The sequence below is a fragment of the Colwellia aquaemaris genome (assembly GCF_057548755.1).
Genome location: NZ_BAAJLV010000003.1, coordinates 214,160 through 239,850, shown reverse-complemented (window position 1 = coordinate 239,850; position 25,691 = coordinate 214,160). Strand labels below are relative to the sequence as shown.

Genomic DNA, 25,691 nt, shown 5'->3' with positions numbered 1-25,691 from the left:
ACTGATTTAGAGCTAACAAGCAACGAGTACAAAAGCTGGTTAAGGTAATACTAACACCCAGCCAGCTTTTGTTTTTAATTAAATAAAGAGGGAATTTAATGCCGCCAATTTGTCAAACCGCAAGGTTAAGCATTCGACCATTTAGTTTTGATGACGTCGAGTTTATTATTCGACTGCTCAATGAAAAGTCTTTTATAGAAAATATTACTGATAAGCAAGTTAGAACTATCTCTGACGCAAAAAAATATTTAAAAAATGGCCCAATGGCAAGCTATAAAAATTATGGCTACGGTTTATATGCCGTATTGTTAGAAAATAACGATATATTTAGCGCTGAAACATCAGATGATAAACTAATAGGCATGTGTGGCCTTTTAAAAAGACCTGAACTAGATTATCCCGACTTAGGTTACGCTTTTTTACCCGAGTTTTGTGGTAAAGGTTATGCGGTTGAAGCTGCACAGGCCGTATTAAAAAATGAAGTTATAACGCACTCGCTAAAAACTGTGTTGGCCGTTACTTCACTCACTAACCAAAGTTCTCATAATTTATTGAAAAAAATAAACTTCAGTTTTATTGGCACCATGCAACTATATGGTGAACAAAGTAATGTTTATCAGTACAAAAGTCACTATTGAGCTTCTATCACACGTATCAACATTGCTCGCTTTGATTGCTTTTCAACAAAGAATCTATGGTTAATTTGCCTATTTTTAGTCGAGTGATCTGAGTAAAGCTCGAATTCGCTGTTTCTAATTGCCTCCAATTCAATACGTATTAATCAAATCACTCGTTATTATCATCAATACTAAGGCATTATAAACTTGCTAAAAACTTTCTATACTGACTAATCTCCTGACTATTATTTAACATATTGCCATGGCCAGCATCATCAACAACCATTAACTGCTTAAGCTTAGATTGACTCGCTGCAAACAATCGACGAGAAAGAACTGCTGGCGCTTGCAAATCCTTTTCTCCCGCAATAATCAATAGTGGGTTTTTATAGCTTTCTTCTACGACCAATTTATTGTCTACTTGATAAAACGCTGGTTCAACTTCAATAGTAACAAAAAGTTTGCTGTACCACGGCATTCTTGTATCTATCCATTCATCTACATTAGTAGCTGAGCCTTGCAATACTAACGCATCTGGTTCTTTATCTTTAGCAACTTGTCCGGCAATAAAACTGCCTAAAGAAAAACCATGAATAATAATTTTATCGGGAGATAACTGCTGGGCAATGTAATCATACTGACGGTTGGCATCTGCTATTAAGTTACTAATACCTGCTGTACCGTTACTCGCTCCACTACCTCGGCGATCAAAAATCACAAGATCTTTGTCTAACTTTGCTAAAGATGGCATAACCGACTTCATAGAATTTTCAACTGTCATGCCGTTTCCTTGCAGAAAATAAATCAGTTCATTTGAATCTGGCTGGTCAAAATAAATGCCATTGAGTTTAACAACTTCGTTGCCAATTTCCTTAATTGTTATTGAAATAGCGCTTAATTTATATGATGTATATTGCTGCTGCCACATTTGCCATTGTTCAGTACTATAGGGAACAACGGCTGTTCCTTGAGCAATAAAGCCTTTTTCAGTTAGCTTTGCACTACATGCCACAACATTTAACAGCAACACTAAAATGATGATCTTACATTTCATTTTTTATTCCCTTAACATAAAGTTTTTTAACTTATTATCTAGTTTTAAATTAACTACATGGCATTGAAAACATAACAGCATCGTTTTAACCTAGCTTATTAATTCATTGAATACTGCAAATATTATTTATCAAAAAACAAAGCCCGACATGACGATAAAAGGTCTTATAGCGCCATTACCTGTAGTGTTTATCATGCGGTCTAAATATCACTATCGTCGGTAAAGCCAACACCAAAAGAAATACTATTACCAGCGCCAATATCAAACGCCAAGCCAGTAGATAATTTATAGCCTAGCTGCCATTGCCGATCATTTTGTTCTTCAAACGGTGAGTTAAATCGACTATTCGCATTAATTACCCCAATACTCGCTTCAACATACGGTGCAACATTTTCAAAAATATCGACCTTTTTAACATTAATGATGCCAAAAACAGCAATTTCTTGATAACGGCCGTTTATAGCAAAATTTTCGTCGGCGTAATAATTACCCGAAAATTGCGTAGTGGCATAATTAAGCTCAATACTTTGACTTAATAACCAGCCATCATCTAAAGCTGTAGTTTTAACTAAACCCACTCCAAACGCCGTGGTTAGGTCTTGCTTTTGCATGTGAATATCAGCTAATTCAAAAGTTTTATTGTTCATTACAGCCAATGAAAAGTAAGGCTGAAATTGCGCTTTGTTACTATCAGATATAAACGACAATTCATCTGCTGTTGCAACACCGCAATAGCATAAAGGTAGCAATAGTGAAATGGTCTGTGTGATGTTCTTCATATTTTGTCCTTTTTAAATATGGTGACTTACCTAGTGTTTTCTGACTAACTGTCTTGCTGATAAATAAGAATATCGCCTGGTTCACATGCTAATGCCTGACAAATAGCATCAAGTGTTGAAAAGCGAATAGCTTTGGCTCGACCGCTTTTAAGAACTGATAAATTTTGTGGCGTTATACCTATGATTTTAGCTAAATCATTCGACTTCATTTTGCGCTTTGCTAACATGACATCCAGCTCAATTATAATAGCCATTAAATCACCAACTCTTGTTGCTCTTTGATTAAAACGCCTTCTTGCATAATCCAGGCGATAACGTAAATAATGCTGCCAATTAGCAAATACTTTAATTCTGTAGAGCCAAAATTAATAACTAAAGGTAGTACATCGCTAAAGTCAAAGAATCGGATAAAGAGTGTCACAACTATTGGATAAAATAATTTTAAACAAGCCCAAAACCACAAAGTCTTGCCTAACATTTTTAAACAATAAATTGTATTGGTAGTGAAGATTTCACCCTGCTGGTAATATGAAAATAAACGTAATAGAAAATAATAAATGAGTAAGTAAGGTAACAGTTCAGGTAAGCCTAAAATTAATGTGGTGTTAAAATTCTCTGCTTTCAGGTATTGCGCAATATCTTGCCAAGCATGATTAAATTCAATGCTAAATCCACTACTAAATAGGGCAAAATTAACGCTAGCTTCTTGTCCAAACTCTGTAGGTTGACCCAATGTAGCAACCAAGCCAAATGCAAGTATTTGCAAAAAGGCAAGGAAAAAAATCATATACCTAATGTACTGACTTAAACGAGAAATTTTAGACATTTATATGTTAGCTCAATGTAGTGGTTTTACATTAAACTAACATACAACAAAATAAAAACAACAACTTATTATCGTTTATCGATAATAAATAAATCCCAGACAGTAAAAACTAAGGTACAGCTTGACCATTTCTTGCTTCAAGTAATCGATACCAATCTTCACGAGAATAGTTCAATTTAAAAGCTTGCTTAGCAGCAATAATACGCTCTGGCGTTGTTGAGCCAACAATTGGGCAAATATTAGCAGGATGCCTCAACAGCCATGCAAGAATAACTTGCCATGGCGAACAACCATACTTTTCACTTTGCTTGGCTAACTCATTTTCAACTCGTTGCTCATCTTCAACTGAAAAGGTATTACCCCATGCAGAATACGCCACACCACCCAATGGACACCAAGCAATAGGCGTTATGCCGTGTTGCTGACATTGATCTAACGTACCATCAAGTAAGGTATCGATATTATGAATGTTAATCTCTACTTGATTCACTAACAGTGGCATAGAAAGCGCTGCACGCAATAAGTCAACTTGCGAGGGCTTAAAGTTACTCACACCAAAATGCTTAACTTTGCCACTTGCTTTTAACAAGGCAAATGTTTCAGCTACTTCACTCGCATCAAACAAATAATCAGGCCGGTGCAATAGAAACATATCAAGATGATCAGTATTTAATCGCTGTAATGAGCCTTCAACGCTTTTGATAATATAATCACGGCTAAAGTCATACCGTGTTGGTGCGTAAGGATCTATTTCGTTATTTCGCGGCCGAATACCGGCTTTCGAGGTAATAACAAGTTGCTCACGCAAATGCGGTTGCTCTTTTAGAATTTCACCAAAAAGACTTTCACATGCACCACCACCATATATATCAGCGTGATCAAAGTGATTGTAACCTTCGTCGACAGCCGTCATCACCGCACGCTTGCCTTTATTTCGATCATCAGAAGTATTGTTGCCAGCAATACGCATACAACCGTAAACAAAGCGTGAGGATTCTATTGTTGAGTTACCAATTAATATGTTTTTCAATTTTAGTCCTGTTCAATTATTTTAATATTAACTACCGATCAAAATTCAGACTACAACCATGAAGAAATTGTGCAATATTTTGTTCTAAGTATAAATCACCTTTACCAGGCTGATTTGGTTTTAGTGGCGGAAATACGCCGTATCCAGCAAATAGACAATGCCATGACGTTGTATCAAAGTGCGTAGTTAATTTCTGTCGTACTATTTCTTCAGATAAATCGTCGCATTTATACCAGGTATCTAACAATCGTATTAAGGAATCAGATAATACGTTATTATTCCTATTTGCTTGCCAGTAATCACTATCTTCTCGAGTATTAAGTTTGTAATGTGCAACAATATAATCACGTACTCGCTCAAATCGTTCGCTGATATTTTGATTATAGCTATCAATATTTTTATTGCTGAAACCACCAGACTCATATTGATAAATAAAATGTTCAATGGAAATTTGTACTAAATGTAATGCTGTAGCCTCTAGCGGTTCAATGAAACCTTGAGAAAGTCCAACTGCAAGACAATTTTTATCCCAATGTTTATCTAGCTGCCCTACTCTCATTTTTAGATGACGGCACTCAATGTCATGATCTAAAATACTCAAGTGCTGGCGAAGTTCTATTTCAGCTTTGTCTTTCGTAATGAAGTCAGAGCTAAAAACATAACCATTTCCTTGCCTATTTTGTAGTGGGATATTCCAGCACCATCCGCTAGAAAGTGCTGTTGATACAGTTTCTTTTGCGTATTTATTTTCAACAGGGGTTTGCACAACAACAGCAGAATCATTAAACAAATTTTCATCAAAGCTTTTAAACTTTCTACCCAAGGTTTTTTCCATCAAAAATGAAGAAAAGCCTGTACAGTCAATAAAAAAATCACCAAAAATTCGCTCTCCTTCTTTGTTTAATAACGCTTTTATTGTGCCATCTTCATTTTGTTCAACATGTGATATATGTGCTTTAACATGCTTCACATTCTGTTTTATTGCATGACTTGCAAGAAACTCTCCTAATAGGTGAGAATCAAAGTGATAGCCATACTCCACTTTAAATGGAAAGTTTTCTGGTGTAATTGGAGATTTATTCTCACTTGATAAAACGCCATTAAGTAAAAACTTTTCTGGCGTGATAGTGGTATCTAAACCGAGCCGACGAGTTCTACAGTTGACATGAAAGGCACGGGAAGTGAATACATCAACTTGGCTTGTAAATGGGTGCGAATACTCGGTAATTCCCGATTTCGGACTCCAGTTTTTAAACTTTATATTAAGTTTATAAGTCGCATTACATTGCGGCATCCATTGACTTTCCGCAACATCGATTGATTCAAAAAAACGTTTCAAAGTAGGTGTAGAGCCTTCACCAACGCCAACTGTTGCTACATTAGGAGACTCAACCAAAGTAACTTGGATAGAAATTTTCTGCCATTTTTTTATCAATAAGTTCGCGGCCATCCAACCCGCAGTACCACCACCTACAATCACAATGTGTAAAGGCTTATTACTCATATATTACAACCTACAAAAATTATTAATATAATCGTCATGAGTCGGCAATTTAGATAAAGGCTCAAGCTTAATATTTCTAATTTTTTCCAGCATGGAATAAAGTTGCTCAATTGGCATTTCATTGGCCATCGGATGATAATCTTGCGGTTCTATGCCTTGCCCTAGCATGACTTGCAACCATGAACCTTCATTAAATAAATCATTTTGTTCACGAAAGATTTTGCCACTTTCTTTAAATAATTTAATTTTTTCCTTCAATGATTCCGGTACTTCCATCGCACGTAAATCGCGCCATAACTGGCTATCATCTCTTTGGTTAACATGGTAATGCAAAATGATAAAGTCTCGAATTTGTTCAAATTCTATTTTTGATTGTTTATTGTATTCATTTACCTGTGCTTCACTAATACCATTTTGTGGAAACATATGAATCAGACGAACAATTGCAGACTGAATTAAGTGAATACTCGTTGACTCCAATGGCTCCAAAAAGCCACTCGACAGCCCTATTGCAATAACATTTTTATGCCATTGTTTACGTCGCCGGCCAGTAGTAAATTTTATTACCTTAGGCTCTGCTAAAGGCTCTGATTCAATGTTTTCTAATAATAGTTCTTTTGCTTGTTCGTCACTGTAATGCTTGCTGCTATAAACCAAACCATTACCATTACGGTGTTGCAAAGGTATGCGCCATTGCCATCCACCTGCATGAGCAATCGAGCGCGTGTAAGGCAAGGTTTCATCAAATCTTTTAGATGGTACAGCAATAGCACGATCACAAGGTAGCCAATGCCCCCAGTTCTCATAACCAGTATTAAGTGTTTGCTGAATAAGTAAGCCACGAAAACCTGAGCAATCAATAAATAAATCGCCAGTAATTTCTTTACCATTTTCAAGAACCAACTTTCTAACATCACCTGAGCTATTACATTGCTTCACATTAGCTACAGTACCTTCAGTACGTATAACGCCAATTCTTTCACTAAATCGCCTTAAAAACTGTGCATATAAACCGGCATCAAAATGAAATGCATACGGAATATCAATAATAGGATCTTTAGATTTAATTTGCGCAAACTTACCTTGTGTGGCACATAAGTAATTCAGGTCATAATCCCATAAGTGATTATCTAAACCCGCATCTTGTGCGCGTTTTAAATAATGATGAAAATGGCAAAATGGTGAACTTTTGCCTGCTGCGCCAAAAGTGTGAAAATAACTTTCCTTAGTATTTTTCCAATGTTCAAACTTTATACCAAGCTTTATCGTCGCTTTAGTTTCTCGTAAAAATTCAGCTTCATTAATTCCTAATGCACTATTAAATAAACGAATTGGCGGAATAGTCGCTTCACCAACGCCAACACTAGCTATATCATCAGATTCAACCAGTTCAACATCAATATTTGCGCCCATTAACTTTTTAATTAATGCGGCCGACATCCAACCTGCAGTGCCGCCACCTAAAACAACAATTTTCTTAATCGCATTAGCCATATCTTATTCTCTTTTCGTTTAATTCAATTACTTTTTAAGCGTTGAAAATAATAAAACCTGCTAGCAGCCTAGCAGGTTTTAAAGTGACAAACTTCTAATTAAAATCGTTCAATGACTAAAACTTGTAGTTAATCCCTAACGAGTAATTAGCACCAAACGATTGATACGACCTAATTTGACGAGAATCACTCGCTTCAGCTTGCAAGGTATCTTCATCAGTTAAGTTTTGCGCTTGTAGTGTAATACGTAAGCCTTCAAGTGATGCAATACCCGACTCTTTAAAGTCATAACTAATTTGCGCATCCCAGATTTCTGAACCTAAGTCTTCCACAGGAACAAGTGCTAGACTTAAGCCACGAGTTTCCGTTAAAAATTCATCTCGTTTCGTACCAGCGATACGGAATTCAAAACCTTTGTACTCATAGTAAGCGGTTAATGAGTAGCTTTCTTCTGAAAGGCCAGGAATTCTTTCTCCATCTTCTAACTCACCATCAAGGAATGTTGCACTAACGGCAATACCAAAACCATCAAGATTTTCATGAATTAACCTAAATGGCACACTCGCTTGCAATTCATAGCCTCGAACAAAGCCTTCTAAACCGTCTGCAGTTGAATCAACTAAGCCATTAAAAGCAACCGGCGCTATATGTTCACCACCATTACTACAAGCATCATCATTATCAACTAAGTTATCGGGTGAAATTACACCATTGATGTAACAACCTTGCGACTGATGATAACCTTCAATATAAAACTCTGATAAATCAGTGACTGTGTCTCCGCTTCTATGCCAGTTTTTTAAATCTTTGTAGAAAAACGTTGCAGCAAAATAACCGTCATCAGCAAAGTAGTTTTCATATGCTAAATCAAACTGATTAGCCTCTAGCGGCTTAAGTGTTGGGTTACCTGAACTTCCAGACCACGGGCCATTTTGAACATCAGAACTACCAATTTGCTGATCATTAAAGGCAAAAGTGACACGATTATTCGGCTTCATATCATCCATACGAGGGCGACTTAACACTTTGCCCATTGACGTACGAATAAACTGGTTTTCTGCAACCTCAAAACTTAAATTTAATGTTGGAAGTATATCAGTGTATGAATCGCCACCAGTAACAGCTGTTGCATCAACACGACCACTTGCGTTATCGACCACTGAGTAACCCGATGATTTTTGATCGATATTGACCGCTTGTAAGCCAATATTACCGCTCATCAATACATCACCAAATTCAGCTTCTAAATTTAATTTAACATAAGCAGATAATTGCTCTTCTTCAACGGTATAGGTATCACCTAAACGATCTGTTTGTACTAAAGAAGCTGCTGTTGCGGTATAGTAACCGCTATTATACAAACCAATACTGTCATATGCTAAAACACCATTAATGCCAATAAAGCCAAGGTCAGCAACACCTAATACATTAGGAATTGGGCCATCACCAGGGTATTCAGGAGCTGTTAGGTAGTCACCTTCGTTAATTTTTTCTTTAGTACGATCAGAATAATGTACGCCAGCTTCAATACCAGACACGATACCGTATTCCAACAAGCCTTCTACTTGTAATCGAACACTGTCTAAGTCTTCTTCAAATTCTGGTCGGTTTATAAAACCATCTTGCGCGTCGCTACCAATAATGGGCGCACCCCAAGCTTGTGGGCCAGCTAAGCGCATTAGGTTTTCATCAGTATAGTCAACACCGTCTAGTGTTGGGTGAGCACTATACATAACACCTGTTGACGTCATCTGCCAAGAGCGAGCAGCAGCTGGACGTCCGTCGACACCTGCACGGCCAACACCTGAATAGCTTTCAACATCAATGATTGATTTTTCAACCGATCCCGTCGACACATCCAACTCAACAGTCCAATCATCATTTAACGCATATTCAACATTTAAGCCAAAGGTCGTTAATTCTGATTCTTGCGTACGCGCATCATTTCGAACGACTGAGTGAAAGCCATCCCAAACACCTGATGTTACAAGACCATTTTCAATTCCTGATGCAGTGAAGTTTGCTCCACCCCATACAGGACCACCTTCCTCTAAACCTCGACGTACGTCATTTTCATTGAAATCAATATAAAGGGCATCAAATTGAATTTTTAATGCATCAGTTGGCGCATATTCAATAATGGCAGCGATTGAATCACGTTCAAGTAGCGCTGAACGAGCAAAGGAGTCGTGGCCGCCCAAAATTTTTGTTGATGGATCAATCTCGTTACCATTTACATCTTGACGCTTAACGCAGTTTTCGCCATTCTCATCGCACGATTCATAGCCAACATCAGCATATCCCCAAGCACGGAAGTTTTCTTCTTGACGAGGAGTTTCTAAAGATGACAGTACTAAAGCCACACCTAAGGTATCGTCCATAAACTTATCGACATAGTTAAAAGAAAAACGGTGGCCATCATTATCGTAATCTGGGTTAGCAGAGTCTTTTTCATTCTGTTCAAAGTTGGCATTAAATGCCATCACAGGCTCTGAGTTCAATGGACTTACTGTTTGTAAATCAACAGTGCCACCAATACCTTGCGATACTAAACCGGCTTCTGGGGTTTTATATACCACCACATTAGAGACGATTTCCGTTGGATATAAGTCATACTCAACACCTCGGTTGTCACCCATACCCAATAATTCGCGACCATTAAGAGAAGTGCCAACATAGTTCTCATTAAAACCACGAACAGACAAACCACTAGTACGACCATTTCTTCGTTCACCTGTAACACCTGGTAAACGTGCCAATGATTCCGCTACACTTGTATCAGGAAGCTTACCTATATCTTCTGCCGATAGTACTTCTACAATCGAGTTAGAGCTCATTTTAATGGCTTGAGCGCGTTGTAAACTACCGCGTATACCGGTGACAGTTATGACTTCAACCTCTTTCTCTTTTGCTTTTTCATCTACTGCTTCTTCAGCAAGAGCGGGTAAACTTAGTGCCATAAAACCGCTTGATAGCAAAGCCAAGGTAACTCGACTTGGTTTAAAACTTAACATTGATAAACTCCCCTATACATCCCTGCATTCATTATTATTCAGCGTTCCGACACTGATGTAACTAATTTGTATTTGCTTTTCGCTGCCTTTTTTGCAGTCAATCCTAATATAGTGTGGGCGCTACACGATGAACACTAGCTGCATACGTATTCATGAGTTGAAAGATATAAATGAAATATCAATAACTTTTCTATAAAAATAAAAATGCTTTCTAAAAAAGCTGATAATAATAAGTAAGCTACTTAATGTTGCTTTTCATTCAAATACAAAAAAACCTATAAAATACAATAGACAATAAATAGAGTTAGTCAATTTTCACAAAAACAAACTTACTGTTTACATTCATTAACAAGTTTTTTATTTCAGCTAACAAAACGCATATTTTCCGGTTGTGATAATCGTTGAATACGTATGTAGTATAAACAAGTAAAGTTATCTCGAATTAGCGTTTTTCACAAAATAAAAAACGCCCTAGCAAGCTAGAGCGTTTTTATAAAAGAATAACAGTTATAGAGCATTCATTTTACTTGCATCATTGTTATTTTTTCGAAATGGTAATCGTTGGCGCGCTCGGATCAGGCCCTGTTACTGTAAAGAGGTATGTCGCAGCTTCATCAGCGGTAAAAGATAAATTATCATTTGAGCCTTGCGATAAGGTTAATGGCTCATTTAAATTCACAACATTACCTGCATCACCAGCACCTAAATTGAATGTAGACCAGTCACCTGAAGCGACTTTAAATCCATAACTCGTTGCGTCTAAATCGATCTCAACAGAGTAACTTGCATTACCTTGATAGGTGACCTCATCAACTTGTCCCCAGCTATTCATTTCACCACGAATGAATACGCTGGTACCAGCAAACATTTCAGACTTAAACACAGATAATATTGGCGCATCAATATCTGAAGCATCAAAAATAAAGGTATATTCCTGTTCAGTATCAAACGTCATCATTAAGTTATCATTACTTCCTGACACTAATGATTGCTCTTCGCCCAACATCACTTCCGTATCATCCGCTGGAGCCCCCATATTGACTGTTGACCAGTCTGCGGAAGCCACTTTAAAGTTAAATGTATTAGCTGCGACAGTAAATGTTGCCGAATACTTACCACCACCAATGTAGGTTAATGGGTTTGTTTCACCCCAGCTATTCATATCACCACGAATATAAACTGTTGTGCCAACGAAAGGCTCTTCGTTTCTTACAGTCAAAACAGGTGCATCTATATTTGATGCGTCAAGTGTAAACATATATGTAGAGGCATTAACGATTGATAGGGCGAGATTTCCACCATCTTGAGTTAAAGTGAAATCAACACCTTCCTCTACAACATTGCCTGATTCTGGCGCACCTAAATTAACAGTCGACCAATCACCTGATGCAACTTTAAACTCATAATCATTCGCTTCAAGTTCGATAGCAACTTGATAGATACCATCACCAAGATAAGTAAAGTTATCAACCTCACCCCAACCATTCATACCACCACGCACGTAAACCGTTGTGTCACCATAAGGGACAACATCAGGCGCACCTGCTGTGGCGATAGCAGATAAACCTGCTCCTTGTTGCTCACCTTGTACTTTTACAAATACCGCCGTCGTTAATGCAGGAACTGTAAATGTACCTTCACCTTCTCCTTGGCTAAAGCTAGCGCTAGATACGGTACTATCAACAGAGCCGGCTTGTACGCTATGCAAGCTAAAACCTTGTGCTGTTGATATAGTATGCGAAAGCTCATTGCTCGAACCGTTAACAACAACCACAACGGCATCATTAGCAGGATCTAAATCTTCTAAACCACTGCCGTCATCAATGCTCATCACAATTAAGCCTTGGGTTTGGTTTTTACCAATATTATGAAAACCAACACGATCAATAATATCTTGCGCTGTTGTTAAACTAAATAATGGGCTGGTGGTACGAATTTTTAAGAATTCATTAAACACATTTGACGCAAATGAAATTTCACCGACTCCGACATTACTATCGGCATTAAGTGCAATACGTAATAACTCTTCATCACTTTTGCCACCTTTATCGAGAGGTAATCCTTTATTCCAGTTATTACTGTCAAAGGTAAAATCAACAAAATTGTACCAATCACCCGCATCATAGGTGTTACGATCTAACGACTTAGAGCGTAAAAAATCACCGCCCATTTGTAAGAATGGAATACCTTGAGAAAGTAATACGATTGAATGTGAAACATTCTGAGCTCTAACTCGTGCTTGCATATCCATAGTAGGTGCAAGTACAAACTGCAATTGATCCCATAAGGTTTCATTGTCATGTTTTGAAATATAGTTAATGACATCTGCTGGGTCTTTCGCATACATATTAGGTGAGAAAGCACTGCCTAAGCTGCTAACACCATTAGAACTTTTCAATACATAGTCGGCAAGTGAGCCAGCTAAACCAAGTTTAATAATATCTTGCTGCTTATACACGTCATTATCGTTGGCATCATTACTAAAGAATTTCCCCTTTCTAATACCATCACGTAGACGATCATTAAAAGTGCCAATTTCGCTACCGGCCATATTAAATTGGTTTGCTTGTTCAAAGCCACGATCATCACGAGTCCAGCCTTCACCATAAAAATGGGTATCGCTATCAATCGATTGAATAGTATCTCTAGCAGCAAGCATTTGCTCTTTCGAACCATGACTCATAATATCAAAACGGAAACCGTCAAAGCTGTAATGCTGGGTCCAAACTTTCAGCGAGTCCACCATCACTTTATTCATCATGCGATGTTCAAGTGCGGTATCATTACAACAAGTTGACTGAATAACCGCACCAGTTTCAATATTTCGACTATGGTAATACCCTGGCACTACCATATCTAATACTGAGTTATCTGATAAACCAGCAGAGCTGGTATGGTTGTAAACAACATCTAAAACCACACGTAAGCCTAAATCATGCAAAGCTTTGATCATCGCTCTCATTTCAGTAATACGAGCGACACCATCTGCATTAGAAGCATAAATACCGTCTGGTACGTTAAAATGTTGCGGATCATAACCCCAGTTAAAGCTATCCACTTCCCGCAATACATTCATTAGCGCTGCAGCATCATTTGAGTAGCTATTATAACTTTCAAATACCGAGCGTAAGGTAGCATCTGCACTTTCAACACCACAAACCGGTGCTTCTGCTTTAATTGCGCAAAGCTCCGCTACCGTATTATCCAAATTGACAATACTTGTAGGGTCTTCATTAATAGATGCAATATCATTGGCAGGCAAGATATGAAAATAACTTAAACCATTGTCGACCAATTTTTGCAAATGTTGTACAGGTAAAGCATTAGTTTCTGTAAAGGCTAAGTATTTACCGCGATTTGCAGCATCAGTACTTTCATCCAAGGCACTAAAGTCACGGATATGCCCTTCATAAATAACCGCATCTTCATAGTTGCCTGCGGCAACAACTTCATGTCCTTGCCATCCCTCAGGCATTAAGTCGGTATCGGTTAAATTAACAAACTGAGAATAATCACCATTGGTAGAAAGCCCCACAGAGTATGGATCAGAGGTCAATAAGGTTTCTAATTGTTTACTTTGATAATGATAAACTGATAATTCAAAACGATAAAATTGACGATCTAAATTGGCATCACCTTGATATGACCAAACACCTGAATTGGTATTTTCAGTCATGACATGACTTGACGTTTCTTTTTTATCGGCATCATATACTTTTAGCGTGACACTTTGCGCAGTTGGCGCCCAAACAGCAACGTTAACACCGTCAGCATTATAGGTAACACCAAGGTCAGCTTCATCTGCGTCAGCTTCACCTTTAGTGTAGATATCATCTAGAGCTTTTGCAGTTTGTACATAGGTAGCTGCAATCGCTTTGCCTTCACTGTTATAAGCGACTAAAACCTGCTGATTTTTCAGAATAGCTTTCGCTTCCTCTACCGACCAATCACCTGAAAATGCACGCCAAGTGTTAACTTGCGGGGCATTAGCTTTTTGCTCATCAGATAAATCGACAGCCGATAAAGTAATTGCTGTACCGCTAACATTATCATTGTCATCAGCTTCGATACCGGCACTTGCTGAATGATGAACGCGAACCTCTGCTACCTCATCATCAACATTCCAAACAAAAGTGTTAACATCGATCCAGTGCGCTGCGTAATCTGCAATTTGTAATGGCTGTTCACCCAGAGAAACAATAGGATATTCAAAGATTGATGCGACACCTGAAAAGGTAAAGTTCATTCGCTGATAAGTTTCATCTTCTTGTTTAAGTGGCATTTTCCAATCACCACCGCCAAATTCTTTACCGGCATCATCAGTACCTTTATGAATAATGAAGTTACCACATTCATTAAAGTCATCAACTAGGTTAAGTACCCAGTAAGCACCATAATTAGGATCAACTCCGGTATGAGCTAAACCATTATCCCAACTAGGCGCTAGCGAGTCATCGGCATAAGCATTACAAGTTACATCATTCCAGTTGTGTAGTTTGTATTCATCATATTCGCCATCTGCGCGGTTATAGTAAAGCACCGCTTGAGTGTCGTTTGGAAAAAATTCTGGGGCGGGCGCATCTGGATCAACACCAACAACACAGCTTTCATTCAGCGCATCTGGCACTGTTGGCACAGGACATTGAATTGGCTCTGGTGCAACACAGGTTGCTCCCGCTGCATCTGGCACCATAGGCACATCACAAGTAAGCAATGTTGTACCTGGTTTTGTTGAATCTGAACCGCCACAGGCAGACAGAATAAGAGATATAAATGTTATAGCAATTAGCCGTAACATTGAGTTTTTATTAAACATAAATTTTACTCCAATAGTTAGGCACTTATAACGAATAAGTCATACCCAAAAAGAACTGACGACCAAAATATTGAATGGTTCCGGTTTGTGCTTTCACGCCAAAATAACTTTTCGTCGGCTCATCAGTGAGGTTATTGATTTGAAATACAGCATTTAAATTATCGTTGATTTGATATGAAGCTTGGTAGTCGATAATAGTTTCGCCATCGTAATTTACGGTTTGCGCTTCTACGGCAACTTGCTCAGAGACAAATTCATCGCGATAACGAATACTAGCGCGGGTTTCAAAACCTTCATACTCCCAAAACAAAGTGGTTTGAAATACATTTTCTGATAAACCCGGTAGTGATATAGGTAAGTCTTGTTGACCTAATTTAGATATTTGCTGAATTTCACTTTCAGTGTATGAATAACTCGCCTGTAGCCCTAAACCAGACCAAAAATCAGGTAAGAATGAAAATATTTGTGTATAAGTAAACTCAATACCACGAATATAACCGCCTTTATCATCATTAAATGCGGTTTCAAATGAGCCATTTCTAATTTCTAAAGGTACGCCACTAATCGGGTCTACCATTCTATCAGGCACGGCTAAGCCATTGGCAGCAAAGTCATACTCACTAATCGTTTGTGTAACAATACCGGTTGACTCAATATCTTTGTAGAAAATCGCAGCTATAAGTGAGCCATCTCCTTCTTCAAAGTACTTTTCATAAGATAAATCATATTGATTGGCATAAAACGGCTTCAAATGTGGGCTATTTTTAGCTTGCCCACTAATTTCAAAGTAGGTTTCAGTTTCAGTCGAAATTCGCGTTAAATTTGTACTACTATTTGATGCTAATCGATCGATATTTGGCCTACTCATTACTTTAGCGGCAGCAAAACGAATTTGGTCGCTATCCGTTAATTTAAAGTTCAAGTTCATTTGTGGTAAGTAATCGGTATAACTATTACTTATTTTCGTTGGAAAATACCTGTCATTCACTAAGCCTACTTCATCAGTAATGTACTGCGCGCCTAATGACACATCACCGCCAACATCTTGCAATGAAGTTGCCGCTTGTTTGGTATCAATCACTCGAACACCAATATTACCCGTTACCGGTATACCTGCTATTTCGGTATCAATATTGGCCATAATATAAGCTGCAACAATATCTTCAAAGACAGTACCACTTTCTTTTAATGTCCAATCATAATTATTTAGATATGGGTTTTCACCATTGGCAGCTTCGCCAGAAAAGCCCCATGTTTGCACGGGTTGAGGAACCCCATTTGGGAACCATGCATTAAGTACGGCGTCTTGATCTAATGCTAAATAGCTAGGAAAATATGAAAAATCTCCTGTCCAATTCACCACAGTTGCCATATCAGAGGTAATATTTAACGGTGCTTCAGGAGAATTAAAGCTGCTGTCGCTACCATATTCGAATACTGAACGTTTATTTTCATATTCACGTTCAGAATAACGGGCTCCAAATTCGATAGAAGCTATATAGTCATTATCAAGCTCATAAGTAAAATCAAATCGAACTGCACTGACTTCATCTTTGTTTTCATACGGATAAATGCCGTATTTAGTCACCATAACTCTATTTAGGTCGATTAAGGCATCAGCTTGGTTAAAGCCAACATTTGGTAAGTTCAAGCCATTTAATCCATAACTTATAGAAACGTTATTATCAAATTCTGGTGTTTCTGCAGTAGCGTCTGTTGACACCAATGACCAAATTAAACCGTTTCTAAAGTTACTTTCTGCCGACGAGTAAGAAAGATCAATATTAAGACGCAAACGTTCAGTGATATTCCAATCAGCATTTAATCCTAAGCTTTTCACTTCGTCATGATCGGTATTATCGTCATTGACGACTTCAATGCGCGTTGCACTGTTAGATGTTCGATTGAACGTACCGCCAATAATTGAATTTTCGTGGTAAATAGGGTTACTAATAGCCGCTTGGCTGCCATCTAGTTTTACGCGATAGCCCCTAGCAAACTCTTCTGAATCAAACTTTGAATAAAAGCCATCGAATTTTAAGTTAAAATTATCTGTTGGTTGCCATTCGATAGTTGTGACATAACCATTACGAGTTTCCTCACCGCCTTTATGTTGTAATTCAAAACCTTCACTGATGAATTCACACTCTGGACAGGCCACTGTGCCACCAGTATCCCCTTCAACATTATCTACATCTCTTGCTTTATCATAGGCTAGACCGATAAATTGTTGCGTAGCACTCGGCTGAAACAAGCGAGCATAACCTAAAGCGACACCTACCGTATCATCCATAAATTTACCTTGGTATGAAACACTAAAGCGATGACCACTTGAAGTAGCGTCTGGAATATCACTAGCTAAATCGTTATACATGCCACGAGCATTTACAGTAAACTTATGCACGTCATCATTTTTTAGTGGGTTTGCAGTAGCCATTTCAACTGAACCTGCAACACCACCCTCTATCATTGATACCTTCGGCGACTTATAAACGGCTGCATTTGAAATAAGTTCAGACGGATACTGATCAAATTCAACACCACGCTGGCCACTGGTCGATACTTGCTCTCGACCATTCAAAGTGGTTGAGATGAAGCCACCCGACATACCGCGGATATTTATTTCAGCGGCTTGACCGCCAGTTCGAACAGCAGAAATGCCTGGCAGACGAGTTAAGGCATCAGCCATTGAAACGTCAGGCAATGCTCCTAAGTCATCAGCAGTAATTTGTTCTGATACGGTATCGGCAAAGCGCTTTTGATTGATAGAATCAATCAATGAACGACGAAAGCCTGTAACTTCAATAACTTCAATTTCTTTATCAGCGGCACTTTCTTCTTTTTCATCAACTTGTTGAGCGTAACTAGCTCCCGACAAAGTTAATAAGCCACAAGAAATCATCGCCAATGTCAGCTTATTGGGCTTAGATTTAATCATAATGGATTTCCCTCTATATCGTCCTTGAATTTTAATTTTTGCTTTTATTAATTCATGGCTATGAGTTTCATAGCTGATTAAATATAGAAGGCTAATTTTTATATGCACAGTGTATGCATACGTATTCAAATATCCCTGTTTTATTGAAAAAACATGAAAGATTAGGAGGTTTGTTTTTTAATTATCTACCCAAATGTAGCATAGTTACGGATTAGCTCTAGATTAACGCTATTAGTTCAATCTAAATTTCAATACATTTAATTACAAAATCCAACACACTGAATACGTATGCAATCAATTTGTAAATTCGACAATCTAGCTAATTTTTAACACTTTATTGCACACTAAAAGTTAAAGTATCCGTTTGGCACTGATAAACACTGACCGGCATATCATTTTCTATTACCTGCAATGTTTTTTTGTTTAACTGTAGCGTATATTCACCTGGGATAAGGCTATACACTAAACTCAAATCGAGCATAGTTGCCACATTCCCTTTTGCTCGGATAAGTTGATAATCTAAAGACGTTGGCTTAGCACGTTTAACCATAGGGCCCTGATAAGAAATATTATCCCCGTATCTATCAGAAATTATAAATAAATTTGATAGAAAACCTTCAAGCGGCGTATACCAAGTTAACACGGACAAGTCTGTATTACTTTGGTTAAGTAATACAAAATCAATGAAGACACCATTAATAATATGTTGCTCAGCGCGAATATTAAGCTTACAACTTAGTGGTGGTTGTTCAATCTCAACAAGACTTTGATTTGATTCGGTCGGCATAAATCCTTCCATAGCTCTGTGCTCCTTGCTAAAGCTAACTAACAACATAATCAAGACACCAACAAATAAACTAGAGTATTTTATATAATTCAATATCTATACCTTACACAACTATTTGCAGTGGTAATGATCACTTGTAAATTCCTTTTACCTTTTAAGTAAAGCACTCTTTTGCAAAAACATCACATGAATTTCTCATTTTTCCCAAAAAGCTTTATTTTCAATTTAGCTATAAAAAAACCGAAACAAGATAGCTTGATTCGGTTTTTTACTCTTTAACAGGAATCAACTTCCTGTATAGCAAACAAATGATTAATTTTGATTAGGTGTATTCTCAGCAAAGTACTCATGGCTATCAGCATTATTTAATGCTTGATCAGGGTCTGAATTTGCTAAACTTTGCGCACCCGACTGGCCATAAACTACATCATCCGTGCCTGCGACAGCATTAAAATGACTTAATTCATGTACTATTGTACCAGCACGTGAATCTGTGCCTAGTTCATTAGCATTCCAAAACGCTCTACATAAGTAAACTTTATATGGCTGTGTTGGGTAAACATAAGCAAAGTAAGACTTTTTACAACTACAATCAAATTCTAGTGGCTTATTATCAATTGCATCATTAATGGCGTTAAAATTAGCCACAGCAGTGTTATAACGTGATGAGGTTGCAGCGCCAAACCATGTATTATAACGAGCAGAAGTATTATTGGCTGAATGTGAATTTAAGTAGGCTACTGAATTATTTGTTATTTGATCAGCCGCATCCAATGCACTTATAATTTCTGTTTTTTGACTATTTGAACAGCGGCCTGTAAAGCACGTGCCATCAATACAGTCAGATGAACCGCCACCGCCTGGTTTACCTTTATTTGCCGTACCTTTAGCAGCAATACCGTCAATCCATAATGTAACTGGTGCCGACATTAAGCGCTGTGCTTTTTTCTGCTGGCCTTTATTGCTATATAAGTGCAATGACTTAACATCGTAACTAATTTCATAGCTACCTGCTTCACTCATGTCATATAAGCCACTTAACTCAAACGTTTTGGTTAATGACTCACCAGACTTCAGCTTAATAAAGTCTTTTTCAACGGGCGCATGACGCTTATAGTGAGGTCCGTAAAATGCCACTTCTACGCCATCACGTTTAACGTCAAAAATGTGCTCTTCATCAAGATCTGTATACCACCCCAGAAGCTTTTGCTGACCATTACCATTATTCGTAATGGTTAACGTCGCATTGACATCACCACTACCGCTTTTAACAACGGTCAAATCAACATCAAGTGGTGGTTTAGCAGCCGTTGCTTGCATTGAAATTATCGCCACGGTTGTAATAATTGCTTTTAAAAATGTTTTCATTAATTTCACCCTATTCACCAATATTTCAGGCATTAAATGTGTGATTATTATTCTTATCTTTACGATATTTGTTCAGCTTTACCACGAACTAAACTATCGCCACCAGCTAGCAGATAGTGCTAGTTACTGATATCTACACAATGAAATATTGAGTTATTTTTACTAGTAAAATTCCGTCAAAAATTAGCAGAGATGCGACAGTCGATTGATTAATAAGAAAATTAAACAAGTATTTTGAATAACACTTGCATTAGCGATGGATTTTTAACAATATTTATTGCTAAATATTGTTATGTAAATTAATGGCTTTCATCTATCCAAACTTTATACCAAAACACTGTTATCACTATCTTAGTGCTTGTATTTGGCATTTACCTGCTGCCATTACATGCAGCAGAAAATGTAGGTAGTGAGGTTGTAACCTATGTTGGCAAAGAAAGGGATGATTACCCAATAAAGTTACTTAGGCTGGCATTAAGTTATGACACTCAAACCCAATTCACCTTAGCAGCATTTGGTCAAGATATGCCGAAAATGCGCGCATTTAATGAACTTAACAATGACAATGGCCTAGATGTCCTTATTGGCGGAGCTACTATTGAGCGGGAAAAATTAGCTCGCCCTATTCGTTTTCCAATTATGAAGGGGCTATATGGTTGGCGCATTGCCCTTGTTAATAAAGATAATGCGTCACTTTTAAAAAATATTACACATTTATATCAACTAAAAGCACTTTCTGCACTGCAGTTTCACACCTGGTCTGACAGTGAAATATTAACTTATAACAATATTAATCTCATTAAAGGCTCTGATGTTGAAGGCCTATATCAAATGCTTGATAAAAAGCGCGCCGATTATTTTCCTCGTTCAGTATTAGAAATTGATGCTGACCTTGCACGACACCAACATCTTAATATAGTAAAAGATGAATATGCATTAATTTGGTATCCAAAAGCAGTTTACTTTTATGTTGCTAAGCACAACGTAGCTTTAGCTGAGAAAATAAAAACAGGCCTAGAGTTAGCATTAAAAGATGGTCGTTTTGAGCAATTATTTAACGAGCATTTTGGTAATACCGTGCAAGCACTACAAACGAATAAACGACATATTTTTAAACTAAATAATCCGCTTATTTCAGCAAAAACGCCACTTACGCGTCAGGAATTATGGCTAGACTTGTCATCAACCCAGCAATAGCTGCACATTATTAATAATATGTTTACTATTTAAATTTGGCTATACCAATAGCTGCAAATGGTTAACCAGTTGCGTGAATACGTATGCAGCATAATGTATTTTCTTAGCTAGCGCTTTATGCTTGAACTACGACTATTCAACAACCAGTGCAATAATGAAAAAGATCATACTCCCTTTATCTACACTATTTATTAGCCTATTTTCAAATATGGAAGTTATGGCAAAAACAGTCAGTGTAAGCTCTCCTGATAGCAAAATAACCATCAGTGTTAATGATGACAACCAACCTAATTACCAAGTTTCATTTGATGGCGAATCGGTGATTTCCCCGTCAGCTTTAGGCATGTTATTTAAAAAAGCACATGGTTTTAGTGATGGCTTTAAAATTACCTCTATCAGTAAAGCAAGTACCAACTCAAGCTGGCAATTGCCTTGGGGGGAGCGTAAAAATGTTGTTGATAATCATAATGAATTATTACTGACTTTTACAACCGAGCGCGATAGTGCTAATCAATATAAGGTGCGATTTCGCGCCTTCAATGACGGTATAGGTTTTCGTTACGAAGTACCTAAGCAAAAAGGTCTAACACAAGTAGAAATTACCAATGAGTTAACCGAATTTAACCTAGCGAATGCAAAACAATCAACAGCCTGGTGGATCCCAGCACGCGGCTGGAACCGTTACGAATACGTTTATAACACCACCAGTGTTGAAAGTGTTGATAGAGCCCATACACCATTTACTTTTAAACTCCCATCTGGCACGCATGTCAGTATCCATGAAGCGGCTCTAGTTGACTATGCCGCTATGACCATTAATCAACAACGTCCAGGTACGCTAAAAGCCGACTTAACACCATGGTCTGATGGCAGCTTAGTTAAAACTAAAACTGACTTTAAATCACCATGGCGAACGGTACAAATCAGTAAAGATGCGGTTGGCTTGTTAAATTCTAATTTAATTCTCAACTTAAATGAGCCAAACAAACTTGGCGATGTTTCTTGGGTTGAACCGGGTAAATACCTGGGTATTTGGTGGGGCATGCATATAAATGCCAATACTTGGGGTAGTGGTGAAAAACACGGCGCCACAACAAGTGAAACCATGCGCTATATGGACTTTGCAGCAGAGCATGGCTTTTCGGGTGTTTTGGTCGAAGGTTGGAATATAGGCTGGGATGGTGAATGGTTCAACAATGGCGATGTTTTTAATTTTGTTAAACCTTATGATGATTTTGATATTGCCAAAGTAAGTGAATATGGTGCTGAAAAAGGCGTTCGTTTAATTGGTCACCATGAAACATCAGGCAGTGTTACTAATTATCGCAACCAAATGGCTGATGCCTATGCGCTGTATCAAAAACACGGTGTTAGGCAAGTGAAAACAGGCTATGTGGCCGATGGCGGTAACATTAAACGCATTGACGAAAACGGTATTGTCAAAAAAGAATGGCATGACGGCCAATTTATGGTTAATGAATATCTACACAGTGTAACTGAGGCAGCTAAGCATAAAATTAGTATTAATACCCATGAACCAATAAAAGCGACCGGACTACGCAGAACTTACCCAAACTGGATAGCACGCGAAGGTGCTCGTGGCCAAGAGTTTAACGCTTGGGGTTCACCACCAAATCCACCGGAGCATACCGCAATTTTGCCCTTTACTCGTTTACTGGCAGGGCCAATGGACTTTACGCCGGGTATTTTTGATATGGGTTTTAATGGATTAGGCAGTGAAAGTAACCGACCGCAAACCACTTTGGCTAAGCAACTTGCCCTTTACGTTGTGCTTTACAGCCCAATTCAAATGGCAGCTGACTTACCCAAAAATTATCAAGCAAATATGCCAGCATTTCAATTTATTAAAGATGTACCAACTGACTGGCATGAGAGTATCGCCATTGCTGGTGAAGTGGGTGATTATGTCGTATTTGCTCGACAAGAGCGTGATGGTAACGACTGGTTTATAGGTGCTCTAACAGACGAGAATGCCCGTGAAATTACGCTAAAGTTAGACTTTTTAGTAGCAGGAAAAACTTATCAGGCACAAATTTATCGTGATGGAGAAAACGCCGAATGGGTGAATAACCCATACGATTTAATTATTGAAAATAAAAATGTTAAATCTAGCGATGAAATCAGCTTAGCATTAGCAACAAGTGGTGGTGCTGCTATTCGATTTAAAGCGCTAAATTAAGTAGTAGTAGTAGAACTCAAATATAATGACAAAAGCCAGGTAAGCTTGCCTGGTTTTTTTGTATTTATGTTAATCGTTATGACAAATAACTCGAATTAAAATTACAACTTCAAGCACTTTGCAAACTACCTTATACTCCCTGTCAGCAAAAAATAAAATAAGAAAAGGATTGCTTGTGAGAACCACTGTGAAATATCGACTGAGTTTTTTAGCTATTGCGATGAGCTGTTATTGCCTCGGCTTTACATTTATCCCAGACACAACCACCTCGGCATTAGGTTTGGCTCCTGTTATCACTGCTAGTTTCACTTACTTTTTGCTATTACCAGTGCTGTACTGGTTTCTAATTATTAAAGCTGGTAAACAAAAACCTTGGAAATTGTTGATTATTTTCAGCCTTTCCAGTGTGATTGCTCGTTACAGTTTCCCAGAAGATGTCGCTCAATATTTCGATTTTATTCTTTGGCTTAGATACCCCATTATTGCCGTGTTGCTTATCATCGAATTCTATCTGATGTTTGTTATTGTCAAAGGTTTATGGCAGGCACGAAACCTTTCTGGCGACCCGCGTATTGGCGCCATAGAAAAATATGATGACGAAAAAAAGCAAGGCTTAGCATTAACCTTTGCCACTGAGCCAGCAAGCTGGTATTACGCCATTCCAAACTTGTCAAAAAATCATATTAAGGCGCTTAATAAAATCACCTTATTATCAGGTAAAGCTTGGCATTTTTTGACAATAACAATAACGCTAATTATTGCCGCAACCATCAGCTACAAGTTGCTAGTTAATTGGAGTGAGCTTGTGGCAACCATAGCCGCAACATTTATTCTATATGGTTTTATTTTAATGACGGCTAACTATCGTTTATCACGTCATTATTCCATTTATATACAAAGTGAAACCTTGATCATTAACAACTCTATTTTTAATTTCATGCCAATACCATTAGCTGAGATTAAATCAGTTACTTTAAATGATGTCGTTAATAACAAAATTAAAATAACAAAAACAAATAATTTATTAAAAGTTGGCCATGCCAAACAGCACAATATAAAAATCACTTTCAAGCAGCCAATTAAGTATTGGGGCATGATGGGCGCTTTTGTAGAATCATTTGAACAGATTCTACTCAATGTTGAACAACCAAATGAATTCATTAATACTTTCGCACAAATTAATTCGCCACAGCAAGATGTAGCTTGATAGAATATTAAAAACTTGGGCTGAAAACCGCCTCAAAACACATACTTTGTATAATAAGGGTTTTACTTTGCAACATTTAATTTGGGATATTGATCCGGTATTTTTCTCCATTGGCCCCCTAACCGTTCATTGGTACGGAGTGTTATTTGCCACCGCCATTCTTTCTGGTCTTCAGGTAATGAAATGGATATTTAAAACCGAAAATCAAAACTTAGCCGCACTTGATAATCTACTGATTTACATCGTTATTGGGGTAATTGTTGGTGCGCGTTTAGGGCATTGCTTTTTTTACGACCCAAGTTATTATTTTGCCAACCCAATGAAAATACTTGCCATTTGGGAAGGTGGACTTGCTAGTCATGGTGGCGGCTTAGGCGCAATTATCGCTGCAGGCATCTACAGTAGAAAGCATCAAATGAACTTTATGTGGTTGCTTGATAGGCTTGCGATTTGTACCGCGCTATTTGGTTTCTTTGTTCGCAGTGCTAATTTTGTCAATTCAGAAATACTGGGCACACCAAGTAATGTCGCATGGGCAGTAGTTTTTGCTCGAATCGATAATATTGCACGTCACCCTTCTCAGCTCTATGAAGCAATAGCCTACCTTGCTATTTTCATAGTGCTAACATTTATTTATAAACAGAAAAAAGACAAAACGCCACAAGGCTCCATCCTAGGCATATTCTTAATATTAATTTTTACCGCTCGATTCTTAATTGAAATGTTAAAAGAAAAACAAGCCGCTTATGCAGCAGACATTAGCCTTACAGCAGGACAGATGCTAAGTATTCCATTTTTCATCGCTGGTATTATATTAGTCATATGGTCAGCAAAGAAAGCGCAATAACAGCAATATAAAAC

At 37.8% G+C, this 25,691-nt stretch carries 17 protein-coding genes; 5 read left to right on the top strand and 12 right to left on the bottom strand.

Annotated features, from left to right (window positions below):
• Positions 1 to 98: 98 nt before the first annotated feature.
• Entirely contained in the window at positions 99 to 638 is a 540-nt protein-coding gene (locus tag AC27HL_RS10560) for a GNAT family N-acetyltransferase (protein WP_487080950.1), read from the top strand.
• 178 nt (positions 639 to 816) lie between these two features.
• Here AC27HL_RS10560 and AC27HL_RS10555 read toward each other — a convergent pair whose 3' ends face one another.
• The 12 genes from AC27HL_RS10555 to AC27HL_RS10500 form a co-directional block, all read right to left on the bottom strand.
• Positions 817 to 1,671, bottom strand: coding sequence for an alpha/beta hydrolase (locus AC27HL_RS10555; protein WP_487080949.1), 855 nt, complete (start codon positions 1,669 to 1,671; stop codon positions 817 to 819).
• A gap of 200 nt (positions 1,672 to 1,871) precedes the next feature.
• A complete protein-coding gene (locus AC27HL_RS10550) occupies positions 1,872 to 2,450 on the bottom strand; it encodes a hypothetical protein (protein WP_487080948.1) in 579 nt (192 codons plus the stop codon).
• A 44-nt stretch (positions 2,451 to 2,494) separates the two neighbouring features.
• Complete coding sequence (locus tag AC27HL_RS10545; protein WP_487080947.1) at positions 2,495 to 2,704, bottom strand: helix-turn-helix domain-containing protein; 210 nt, start codon at positions 2,702 to 2,704, stop codon at positions 2,495 to 2,497.
• Positions 2,704 to 3,276 carry a DUF2975 domain-containing protein gene (locus AC27HL_RS10540; RefSeq protein WP_487080946.1) on the bottom strand — a complete coding sequence of 191 codons (573 nt, stop codon included), beginning with the start codon at positions 3,274 to 3,276 and terminating at the stop codon, positions 2,704 to 2,706. The genes AC27HL_RS10545 and AC27HL_RS10540 overlap by 1 nt, the downstream gene beginning before the upstream one ends.
• A gap of 109 nt (positions 3,277 to 3,385) precedes the next feature.
• A complete protein-coding gene (locus tag AC27HL_RS10535; protein ID WP_487080945.1) occupies positions 3,386 to 4,306 on the bottom strand; it encodes an aldo/keto reductase in 921 nt (306 codons plus the stop codon).
• Positions 4,307 to 4,337: 31 nt separating this feature from the next.
• On the bottom strand, positions 4,338 to 5,810 hold the full coding sequence (locus tag AC27HL_RS10530; protein WP_487080944.1) for a tryptophan halogenase family protein: 1,473 nt from the start codon (positions 5,808 to 5,810) through the stop codon (positions 4,338 to 4,340).
• A gap of 3 nt (positions 5,811 to 5,813) precedes the next feature.
• Positions 5,814 to 7,304 (bottom strand): tryptophan halogenase family protein, encoded by a 1,491-nt coding sequence (locus AC27HL_RS10525; RefSeq protein WP_487080943.1) that lies wholly within the window; start codon positions 7,302 to 7,304, stop codon positions 5,814 to 5,816.
• Positions 7,305 to 7,419: 115 nt separating this feature from the next.
• Positions 7,420 to 10,317: a TonB-dependent receptor gene (locus AC27HL_RS10520; protein WP_487080942.1), complete on the bottom strand. Its 2,898-nt coding sequence runs from the start codon at positions 10,315 to 10,317 to the stop codon at positions 7,420 to 7,422.
• A gap of 538 nt (positions 10,318 to 10,855) precedes the next feature.
• Positions 10,856 to 15,133, bottom strand: coding sequence for an alpha-1,6-glucosidase domain-containing protein (locus AC27HL_RS10515; protein ID WP_487080941.1), 4,278 nt, complete (start codon positions 15,131 to 15,133; stop codon positions 10,856 to 10,858).
• A gap of 25 nt (positions 15,134 to 15,158) precedes the next feature.
• Positions 15,159 to 18,071, bottom strand: a complete 2,913-nt coding sequence (locus AC27HL_RS10510) for a TonB-dependent receptor (RefSeq protein WP_487080940.1) — start codon at positions 18,069 to 18,071, stop codon at positions 15,159 to 15,161.
• A 334-nt stretch (positions 18,072 to 18,405) separates the two neighbouring features.
• Entirely contained in the window at positions 18,406 to 18,951 is a 546-nt protein-coding gene (locus AC27HL_RS10505) for a hypothetical protein (RefSeq protein WP_487080939.1), read from the bottom strand.
• A gap of 219 nt (positions 18,952 to 19,170) precedes the next feature.
• Entirely contained in the window at positions 19,171 to 20,226 is a 1,056-nt protein-coding gene (locus AC27HL_RS10500) for a M35 family metalloendopeptidase (RefSeq protein ID WP_487080938.1), read from the bottom strand.
• A gap of 354 nt (positions 20,227 to 20,580) precedes the next feature.
• Between AC27HL_RS10500 and AC27HL_RS10495 the strand changes: the two genes are divergently transcribed.
• The 4 genes from AC27HL_RS10495 (at position 20,581) to lgt (ending at position 25,677) form a co-directional block, all read left to right on the top strand.
• Complete coding sequence (locus AC27HL_RS10495) at positions 20,581 to 21,423, top strand: substrate-binding periplasmic protein (RefSeq protein ID WP_487080937.1); 843 nt, start codon at positions 20,581 to 20,583, stop codon at positions 21,421 to 21,423.
• Positions 21,424 to 21,631: 208 nt separating this feature from the next.
• The gene (locus AC27HL_RS10490; protein ID WP_487081217.1) at positions 21,632 to 23,623 is read left to right on the top strand and encodes a glycoside hydrolase family 97 protein; all 1,992 of its coding nucleotides are present in this window, start codon (positions 21,632 to 21,634) and stop codon (positions 23,621 to 23,623) included.
• Between the two features lie 175 nt (positions 23,624 to 23,798).
• Positions 23,799 to 24,830 (top strand): hypothetical protein, encoded by a 1,032-nt coding sequence (locus AC27HL_RS10485; RefSeq protein WP_487080936.1) that lies wholly within the window; start codon positions 23,799 to 23,801, stop codon positions 24,828 to 24,830.
• Between the two features lie 67 nt (positions 24,831 to 24,897).
• The gene (gene lgt, locus AC27HL_RS10480) at positions 24,898 to 25,677 is read left to right on the top strand and encodes a prolipoprotein diacylglyceryl transferase (RefSeq protein ID WP_487080935.1); all 780 of its coding nucleotides are present in this window, start codon (positions 24,898 to 24,900) and stop codon (positions 25,675 to 25,677) included.
• The last annotated feature ends 14 nt before the right edge of the window (positions 25,678 to 25,691 follow it).